Genomic DNA, 8,723 nt, shown 5'->3' with positions numbered 1-8,723 from the left:
TCTACTGCGTAACATCAGTTAGGTAAGTTTCTGGCAGTTATGTTTGCCATCATGTGTATCCTTGGTGCACTGGGTGGCGGAAACATGTTCCAGGCTAACCAGGCACACGCAATGCTGAACTATGCATTCGGTATTCCAATGGAGTACGGCATCATCACCGGTGTGGTACTGGCTGCAATGGTATTCTCAGTAATTGTTGGCGGTATGCCTTCCATTGCATCGGTGACAGAGAAAGTTGTGCCTTGGATGGCCGCTCTGTACATCGGTATGGCAATCATTGTTATCGTGTCTAACCTGTCTATGGTTGGTCCTGCATTCTCTGCAATCATCGACGGTGCATTCACTGGTGCAGGTGTTGCGGGTGGTTTCATTGGTGCATTGATTCAGGGTCTGAAGCGTGCAACGTTCTCAAATGAAGCAGGTGTTGGTTCAGCGGCAATTGCTCACTCAGCGGTTAAGACGAAAGAGCCTGTCACTGAAGGTTTGGTATCACTACTTGAGCCATTCATCGATACGGTTGTTATCTGTACTATGACTGCATTGGTTATCACTATTGCTGGTCTGAATGTTGCACCATTTGACGGTGCTGACTTAACAGGTGTTACTTTAACAGCGGCTTCTTTTGAAGCAACGGCTGGTATCTTTAAGTACTTCTTAGCAGTCGCGGTTATCTTGTTTGCCTTCTCAACGATGATTTCATGGTCTTACTATGGCCTGAAAGCGTGGACGTTCTTGTTCGGTGAGAGCAGCGTTGCTGAGATCATCTTCAAGTTGATGTTCTGCTTCTTCGTTATTGTTGGTGCGACTATCAAGTTCGGTGCGGTTATCGACTTCTCTGATGCTGCGATCTTCGCGATGGCGATCTTTAACATTATCGGTTTGTACTTCTTAATGCCGATCGTTAAGGCAGAGCTGAAGTCTTTCACAGACAGAGTAAAATCAGGTGAGATCAAGCGTTTTAAATAAACACTGACTCTCTGATTCGTTTAAAGAAACCCGCCTTTACGGTGGGTTTTTTTATCCCTGAAATACAATAATAAGGTACACACAATGTCCGGCATTCCAACAGAACACATAGACCTGAGTCGTCATCTCATCAAAAACGGCCCTAAATTCAGATCCCACACGGTGGTCATTAATAACAACAAGGCTTACCTCAAACCAACTTTATCGACGCTTATTTTTTGCCTGATTTATGTGACAGTGGGATTATTTTTGCTGGGGCTATCGGCCTTTGTTTACTATCAGAGCAAACAGATGGATCTGGTATTTTTTCTGATGATTGCCGGAGCTAGTATTACGACCTTTGGCATGACACTGCTGAAGCCTTTTATGCGACGTATTTCTTTCGACAAAACCTCGGGGGTTTTTACCAACCATGAAGATCGCCCGTTGAAGCTGAAAAACATCGTCTCGCTACAGATCACCAATAAAATGATCACCAGCAAACACGGCATTAGCTATCCCTGTTATGAGCTGAACGTGCTGACAAAGTATGGCCGACGCATGAATATATTGAATCATAATGACCTGAAGCAGATACAGATTGATGGTGACCAGTTAAGTGAGTTTTTGGGTGTAGAGCTATTGGATCGACAGAAGGAAATTATTCTCTAGCAATAGCGCTAACGTCTGTTATCTGGCAAGGCGTCAGAAGTCGTTTAACTGTCATCAATTAGTCACAATTCACTGGCATGCTTCGCTTGAGATTTATTGAGCCAGCAGCGCTTCACTCGATCACCAAAAACGATTAAGTTGATGATTTATTTTTGTTGGATCAGAAAAAATCTCAGGAGTATAAAGATACTTGAAGGCTCGATAACCGGAGCCAATTAATGTAACTGAGACAGAGAGATGAGTAAGCAAAATACTGTTAATGATTATCCTGATGATTACGATTGGGAAGAAGACACCGATTTTGACGATAGAGACAGAGACGGTGCCAAAGACAGAATCAATAATCGTATGCATCGTAAGCGCAATATTAAGCGTCGCTTGGACGACTACATTGAAGCTAAACGTTTACGTTCCAGACAGCGTTACTTAGATTCATTTGAAGACGATTACGAATATCAGTAATTAACTCGCATTACCGGAGGCGGCAACGCAGCATCTAACTAGGCACCGATGCCTGCTTGCCAAATCCGGTAATCACTGCGATCAGCTTTTCAAGAAGCGATACCGAAGCACTTGCCGAGCGATATACCGCGTACAAATTACGCTCAAAAACCGGCGCACCGTCCACTACATATAATGGATTGCGCGCTACGTCATCATTGACGACCTGATCCGGCAGATAAGCTGCCCGCTTCCCTACCCGCAATAAATCTAAAGCCATGACGCCGTAATTGGTTCTGATGGCTGAACCTGACAACTCAGGAAATGCTTTGGAGTGTTCATACTCAAACATCGCACCCCAATCGACCATCACGTAACCTTCTCCAAGTGCTGACTCAATACTGGTGTTGTGTTGGTTGGAATAAAGCTTTAAGCGTAGGGATGCAATATTGACACTTTGCAGACGCGGCGAGTTGATCGGCTCGAATACAAAACCAAGATCCAGCGCACCACTTAATATCAACTCCTGTACATTTTGCCCAGCGTGAATCGTCAGGTTTAAGGCTGTCTCCGGCAGCTGCGAGTGAATTTCATCAACCCAGTTTTTTAAGAATAAATGCCAGGTATCCGGTAGGTAACCGATTGATAGGGACTGTGAATACTGCTCTGGTAAAGCCACCATGACCCGAGCCTGCTCCCAACCACTGACCGTCATTTCAGCGTATTTGTGAAAGCGATGCCCTGCCGGTGTCGGCTCTATGGCGTGGCGTTCGCGGGTGAATAACTTAACGCCCAGCCGCTCTTCCAGCAGCTTGATTCTGGCACTGGCGGCAGATTGGGTGATGCAGAGTTTCTCGGCAGCCTTGCCAAAGTGCCGGACACGGTAAATTTCCAGAAAGGTTTTTAGGTGCGCAATATCCATAGCATTTCCGCCTCAGTGATTAGTGGTGATATTAATCGTTTTTGGTGATCGTAACGACGATTATTTTTTGTTGGATTGATCACCAGCACAGGCGTATAAATCGAATCAGAAACAACCTAATTACTCTTTTGGAAACCAAGCAATGAAAAATAAATTTTCCTTATTATTACTGTCTTTTATGCTTATGGGCAGCGGCTCTGCGTTCGCAGACAACACGATGACTGACGAGGTTAGCGACGATACTGAGGTGCCTCAGCTAAGCCTTGAAATGAGTGCGGAAGAGCTACAGGAGATTACAGAAATCTGTACGTCTATTGCTGATGAAAGTGGTTTGGTCAGTGCCGAACATACTCAGTACGTTGAAGAGTGTATCGCTACTGAAACAATGGTTACTGGTGACCCTGAAGTGGCTCTGGAAAACATGGACACAATGGGTACTGAATACCTAGACGATGCACCACTCGAAGGTGATGGCATGTCCGGCGATTATGAAGTAATGCCGGAGCCTACTGACAGCTAATTAAAATAAGGCGTCAATCCCCGACCCACCGTTTGGTGGGTCATTTGTTTTTCATTACAAGAAGCGGCATAAGCTTGATGAAACTTATACCGCTCATATTTATAGGCCAATATTACTTAGTCAGATGGTAATAACGGTATGCACCACGGTCATGCAACATCGCAAAACTGCCTTTTTTGCTATTAGCCGGGGGGTTTTTAGCCGTTAACAACGGAATTGACTGATAGCCATGCTCATAGGAATTGGTCGCAGGGTTAAACGCAAACTGATAGAACTGGTTTGGACGCCCTTTACGACCGATATACAGACGGTAGTGTTTTCCATCGTGCAACATCGCCCAGCGGCGATTATTAGTGATATCAGCAGGAGCCTTGGTAATATTCATCGCTGGAATTGAGTTATGTCCATAGACATACTGATTCGTCCCTTGCTTGTAAGCTGCCTGGTAAATCTTTCTGGGATTTGAGCGGCTACGCATATACAAACGATAATCTCTACCATCATGCAACATGGCATAACTATTGGTATTTGCATCCGCTGGCATACCAACAATCTTCAACTCTTTAATCGAGTTGTGACCGTAAACATAAGCACCCTGTGAAGGATTAAATCCAAACTGATACAAGGTATCTTTGCTACCGTACTTTGGTAGATATAAACGGTAAGTGGAGCCATCGTGTAGCATGGCAAAGCGGCCAAAGCCAACATTCGCCGGCGCACCGGTTACCTTCATATTGGGAATCGAGTTATGCCCAAAACGATACTCTGACGTGCCATTCACATAAGCGGCTTGGTTTAAGCTGGTCTGTTTTGTGGCAGCCACTGCTTTTTTCTCACAAAGCGAATGCCCCAACTGACGGGTATCACTGGGTCGCGTTTTACATTGATAACCCGAGCCATCCATTGAGGCGCCATTGGCCAAACGAGCAATGTCCCAAGCCTGCAGGCTTTTACAATAGGTTGCGCGCTGTGCTGTGGCTTTTTGATAAGTGACATGTGCATAACCCGCCGGGCAGTTAGCACCCGCCACTCGCTTCACATCCGCAAAGGCGGTATTGGCCGTCATTAAAACCGCAGCAGCCGTTGCCAACTGCATGGCGCTATTCCTTGATAAGTGTTTCATAACATTTCCTCATATCCATATTTTCACGACCTTACTCCCGCGTATCTGCAAGGTCTGATGTGATGATTAAGTGCGCTTTGTTTTGCCATCTATGATGTGACCTGATTCAAAGCACCGAACTATGAAGAAGCTCCCTCGCAATTTATCGGAGCTGCTCTCATTAACTAACCTTAGCAGCTGAAGTGCTCTCTCACATGATTCACACATACTATTTTTAGAAAAGCCATGAAATGACCACTAATTTGCTATTTATTTAATAAAAATATATCAAAAAAATCACTTTTTTGGTCATGATTAAACCAAGAGCACTATTGACAGCTTACAGTGGTTAATGCCGCAACTCAGCAAAGCTTTGTCTGACCATGCGTTCTGACTTTTTTGGGTGACTGTGATGTTTTGTACGGATTGCCTGAGGCGATTAATAAAAGTCAGTTTTTAGTGCCACGCCTGACTCGCAGTCAGCGTGAGGAAGTGATTAGCAATCCGGTGAATTTAGCGGGTGCGAAAATAGCGCCGCGCTTGGTGGATAGACTGCTGAATGAAAACATCGATACCCGTGACAACTTACCCATTCTGCAACATGCCTTAATGTGCACCTGGGATGTATGGCAAGCATCCGGCGGTGACGGTGCACTGGACATTGAGCGTTACGAAAAGGCGCACACTATTCATCACGCGCTGGATCGTCATGCAGATGAAGCCTTGAAAGAGCTGAAGGATGAACAACGATCGATTGCTAAGATATGATTTCAGGCACTGACCACCGTTGATGCAGGGAATCGACGTATCCCAAGACCTGCCCATTTGCACGATGTCGCTGCAATTGCCAATACCTCCCCTGATGCCGTGATGACGGTGATTGATTACTTCTGTGAGCAGAATCGCTCGTTTCTGGTGTTGTTATCTCATAATACTGAAGACAATCCACTCATCGATATTTCACATGAAAGTTTGATTCGCCAATGGAACAAACTGGACAATGGGTAGATGAAGAAAGTGAAAATGCAGAGGTTTACCAACGATTACTAGCAACCGCATCGCGTTACAAAGAAAATAAAGCAGGATTATTACCGGATATTGAGCTGGAGCACGCCAAATACTGGCAAGATAAACTCACGGCAAATAGTTCCGCTGACATTTGGGCAAAACGCTATGACGGTGCCCCAAGTAAGCAAGACAACTTTGAGCAAGTCACTGATTTTATCCAACTCAGCGATATTGCACACCACACAGCCATTGAGCAGGAAAAAGCAGAGCAAGCGCGGCAAGCAAAGCTACTAAAAGAAAAGGCGGAACTGGATATCGCCAACACCAAAACAGAGCAAGCTTCAGAGGAAGCAACCTTAGCCAATATAGCCACTGAAAAAGCACTTGAAACATCACAAAAAAATGAAAAGGCCGCCAAGGCGGCCGAAACGCTGGCTCAGCACCGTGCACAAATGGCAGAGCAAGCCACAAAAATCGCCAGAGCCAATGAGCTGGAATCTAACTATAACCTCGCCAAGGCCTTTGAAGAAAAAAGCCTGTTCTCAATCACACGGGGCAATAGCCTCATTAAAAATACAGACGACCCACACCATCCCGACGCCATCAGTGAATACCGCAACGCCTTGCTCTATGCCTTGGAAGCCCAACAACGTCCCTTAGCCCAAAGCAAAGTCGCCATCAAGCCCGAAACCTTAGGGCATTTATCACGCTTACCTAGCAACATCCTCTCCTCCTCAGCATTGACAACACCTCACTTAAAACTTGGATCCATTCAAGCCATTGCCTACAGCCCTGATGGCAAAGTCATCGCAGCCAGTGATGGAAATGACATTAGACTTTGGAGGCCTGACAACCTACCTCCTTTATACCGGTTCGTTTATGAATTCGACCCGGTTGAGGTACCCGGCGCACCTCGCTTTTTTTGGGAGTTGGAGTTGGAGGATTTGAACTTCAAGCATACGCCACTGCCACCCTCATTATTCGCTCAAGAGGGTTATCACATCACCTGAACAGATGAAACGCGTAAGTACCGTCCACTGCTGAATATGCCAGCAGAAGGCGAGAGCAAAATGGATCAGGTAGTGCGTTGGCTGGAAGAGCGTTGTGCTTATAAGCAGCCGGAGAAGTATGGTTGTGTTCCGGCTAGATTGAAGGAAGCAGCTGCAGCTGAGTAGGTATAGCCTTTAACTATTTAATCTTGGCTTCCCCTGATATCTCAAGCGCTTGCTGTATAAGTTTTGGCGATAGCCGATAACCGTGTTCCGTCATTTCTGATAACAGATTTTTAAGCTCTGGAATCAACCCTTGCTGCTTGGCCTTAATGAGCAAGCCAACTGTCCCGACAATGCTAATCTCCATTTGCTTTGCGACGATTCGGCCTCGTCGCTCATCTAACAGAACAGGACAATTTAGCTCATCAGCTAATGCAAGCGCCTGAGACTCCCCAGCATCAAGCCTTATAAACAACTCTTTAATCTGCTTGCCTGTCTTATCAGGAACGACATCAACATACTGCTCTACAAATTGGTGAATCTGCATCGCATCCTGCCAGTGCTGGCGTTCAGTTGCTTCTGAAAAAACTGTTTCTGGTATAAAGATCTTCTCATAGAAATGGCGGAGCAAATCTAGTTGACCGATTTTCGCCAGAGCAATTAATGGCCCGGTGTCAGCAACGATCAATAAACTCATTGGGCAAGTACATTGAGTTCGTCTTCCAGTTCTTCAGGAGGATAATCGACGACTGCGATATTAAGTGCGCTTAGGTACTCTGCAAACTCAGCGTAAGACATGTCAGCGATTTTGGCTGCCCGTCCTAGCGTTACATGCCCTTCACAGTAAAGCTGCTCAGCCAATGCTACATGTATACCGTTTTCAACAAGATGCTGTGTGAAAGGCACTGTCATCATTAGTGGCTTGCCTCTGCGGGTGATCAATGAAGGATTCCCAGCCTCAGACTCACGGCTAAGTTCGCCACTTTTTTCTCGTAAATCACGTATTGAAAATGCTTGCATAGTTGTAACCTCTTCATATTACCCATAATGATAGCACATAGCGTTTTTAGTAGAAAAGGAATTAGAAAGAAGCTTGACAGAATTTTTTGTATAGTTAATCGAATTAAAGTAGGTTAACCATACAAAAAGTACTATTCTATTTTCATGGAAGCGTTAGCTGTATTTGAAAACCAAGTCATCCCCTACTCCGCATTATCAGCAATACTGGACAGTTACGCTCGCCCAAACGACAAGATCAATCGCTTAACCAAACAGGGAAAGCTGATTGCTTTAAAGCGAGGTTTATACGCCTTAAGTGACCAACACTCCCCTCCAAAAGAACTCATTGCAAATCATCTGTTTGGCCCGAGCTATGTTTCCCGACAATGGGCCTTATCCTATTATGGTCTGTTGAGTGAACGCGTTGTTGAGGTCACTTCCATGTGTATTGGCCGTTCAAGGCAATTTGAAAATGAGTTGGGCCGGTTTAGTTATCACGCGATTCCTGCTCACTATTATTCTCTGGAGCAAACTTCCATCCAGCAAGGAAACAGTGCTTTTTTAATGGCGACACCAGAGAAAGCCTTATGTGACTTGCTACTGAGTATTCGCCACCTTCGCTTACAATCAACCTCAGCCGTATTGTCTTATCTGTCAGATGATTTACGTTTGAATGAAGCTGAACTGGCCAAGCTGGACACCCGAGCGATTCGAAGCTTTGCACAAGCGGGGTATAAAGTCGCGTTACTCAATACGCTTGCTGATGCACTTGAGGTACTCCATGATTAAATCCATGCTCCAACCATAAACGCATCACAAAAACACAGCTTAAAGAGGTTTTTTCTCAGGGCAATCGCTTGAAAGATTTACAGCTCTTGCCGCAATAGTTTTTCAAGAAACTCGACAGACCACGCCGCTTTTTTCCGTTTCACTTTCAAGCTCGCTTTGCCCTGCGCTTGCCTTAACAGGTTGGTGATGATATGCCTGACAATTGCCATATTTTTAGCACCATTGCCAGAACGAACTCTCGCATGGTCTTCTTTGAAAACAACATCTAACACCCAGTGTAGCTTATTTTCGATCCCCCAATGTGAACGAACTGCATACAGTGCTGCTTTAGCG

General features: G+C 45.3%; 13 protein-coding genes. 8 read left to right on the top strand and 5 right to left on the bottom strand.

Translation table 11 applies throughout. From position 1 onward, the window contains the following. The first annotated feature begins 30 nt into the window (after positions 1–30). The 3 genes from DKW60_RS20740 (at position 31) to DKW60_RS20730 (ending at position 2,079) form a co-directional block, all read left to right on the top strand. Positions 31–966: an alanine/glycine:cation symporter family protein gene (locus DKW60_RS20740; protein ID WP_281271875.1), complete on the top strand. Its 936-nt coding sequence runs from the start codon at positions 31–33 to the stop codon at positions 964–966. A gap of 84 nt (positions 967–1,050) precedes the next feature. Then, complete coding sequence (locus DKW60_RS20735; RefSeq protein WP_109839577.1) at positions 1,051–1,617, top strand: hypothetical protein; 567 nt, start codon at positions 1,051–1,053, stop codon at positions 1,615–1,617. Positions 1,618–1,854: 237 nt separating this feature from the next. Next, complete coding sequence (locus tag DKW60_RS20730) at positions 1,855–2,079, top strand: hypothetical protein (RefSeq protein WP_109839576.1); 225 nt, start codon at positions 1,855–1,857, stop codon at positions 2,077–2,079. Between the two features lie 34 nt (positions 2,080–2,113). Here DKW60_RS20730 and DKW60_RS20725 read toward each other — a convergent pair whose 3' ends face one another. Continuing rightward, positions 2,114–2,980, bottom strand: a complete 867-nt coding sequence (locus DKW60_RS20725; RefSeq protein ID WP_109839575.1) for a LysR family transcriptional regulator — start codon at positions 2,978–2,980, stop codon at positions 2,114–2,116. A 142-nt stretch (positions 2,981–3,122) separates the two neighbouring features. Between DKW60_RS20725 and DKW60_RS20720 the strand changes: the two genes are divergently transcribed. Then, entirely contained in the window at positions 3,123–3,500 is a 378-nt protein-coding gene (locus DKW60_RS20720) for a hypothetical protein (RefSeq protein ID WP_109839574.1), read from the top strand. A gap of 112 nt (positions 3,501–3,612) precedes the next feature. Here DKW60_RS20720 and DKW60_RS20715 read toward each other — a convergent pair whose 3' ends face one another. Next, positions 3,613–4,623 (bottom strand): hypothetical protein, encoded by a 1,011-nt coding sequence (locus tag DKW60_RS20715; protein WP_219988860.1) that lies wholly within the window; start codon positions 4,621–4,623, stop codon positions 3,613–3,615. Positions 4,624–5,001: 378 nt separating this feature from the next. On the opposite strand from DKW60_RS20715, the gene DKW60_RS20710 reads away from it, so the two are divergent. Genes DKW60_RS20710 through DKW60_RS20700 form a run of 3 tightly spaced genes read left to right on the top strand, consistent with a single transcriptional unit; the run spans position 5,002 to position 6,620 of the window. Then, positions 5,002–5,370, top strand: coding sequence for an nSTAND1 domain-containing NTPase (locus tag DKW60_RS20710; RefSeq protein WP_109839573.1), 369 nt, complete (start codon positions 5,002–5,004; stop codon positions 5,368–5,370). Positions 5,371–5,427: 57 nt separating this feature from the next. Continuing rightward, on the top strand, positions 5,428–5,610 hold the full coding sequence (locus tag DKW60_RS20705; protein WP_109839572.1) for a hypothetical protein: 183 nt from the start codon (positions 5,428–5,430) through the stop codon (positions 5,608–5,610). Beyond that, a complete protein-coding gene (locus DKW60_RS20700; RefSeq protein ID WP_109839571.1) occupies positions 5,586–6,620 on the top strand; it encodes a hypothetical protein in 1,035 nt (344 codons plus the stop codon). Before DKW60_RS20705 ends, DKW60_RS20700 begins: the two co-directional genes overlap by 25 nt. A gap of 178 nt (positions 6,621–6,798) precedes the next feature. On the opposite strand, the gene DKW60_RS20695 is transcribed toward DKW60_RS20700, so the two are convergent. Continuing rightward, positions 6,799–7,299, bottom strand: a complete 501-nt coding sequence (locus DKW60_RS20695) for a PIN domain-containing protein (RefSeq protein WP_109839570.1) — start codon at positions 7,297–7,299, stop codon at positions 6,799–6,801. Next, positions 7,296–7,622, bottom strand: a complete 327-nt coding sequence (locus tag DKW60_RS20690) for a UPF0175 family protein (RefSeq protein WP_109839569.1) — start codon at positions 7,620–7,622, stop codon at positions 7,296–7,298. Before DKW60_RS20690 ends, DKW60_RS20695 begins: the two co-directional genes overlap by 4 nt. Positions 7,623–7,766: 144 nt before the next feature. Here DKW60_RS20690 and DKW60_RS20685 point away from each other — a divergent pair, with 144 nt between their 5' ends. Next, a complete protein-coding gene (locus DKW60_RS20685; protein ID WP_109839568.1) occupies positions 7,767–8,390 on the top strand; it encodes a type IV toxin-antitoxin system AbiEi family antitoxin domain-containing protein in 624 nt (207 codons plus the stop codon). Between the two features lie 77 nt (positions 8,391–8,467). On the opposite strand, the gene DKW60_RS20680 is transcribed toward DKW60_RS20685, so the two are convergent. Beyond that, positions 8,468–8,723, bottom strand: a 256-nt coding sequence (locus DKW60_RS20680; RefSeq protein ID WP_109839567.1) for an ISAs1 family transposase, incomplete at its 5' end; no start/stop codon positions are given.

Source organism: Leucothrix pacifica (assembly GCF_003172875.1).
Taxonomy (GTDB): domain Bacteria; phylum Pseudomonadota; class Gammaproteobacteria; order Thiotrichales; family Thiotrichaceae; genus Leucothrix; species Leucothrix pacifica.
The sequence above is the reverse complement of the archived record's forward strand: the minus strand, read 5'-3'. Positions and strand labels throughout refer to the sequence as shown.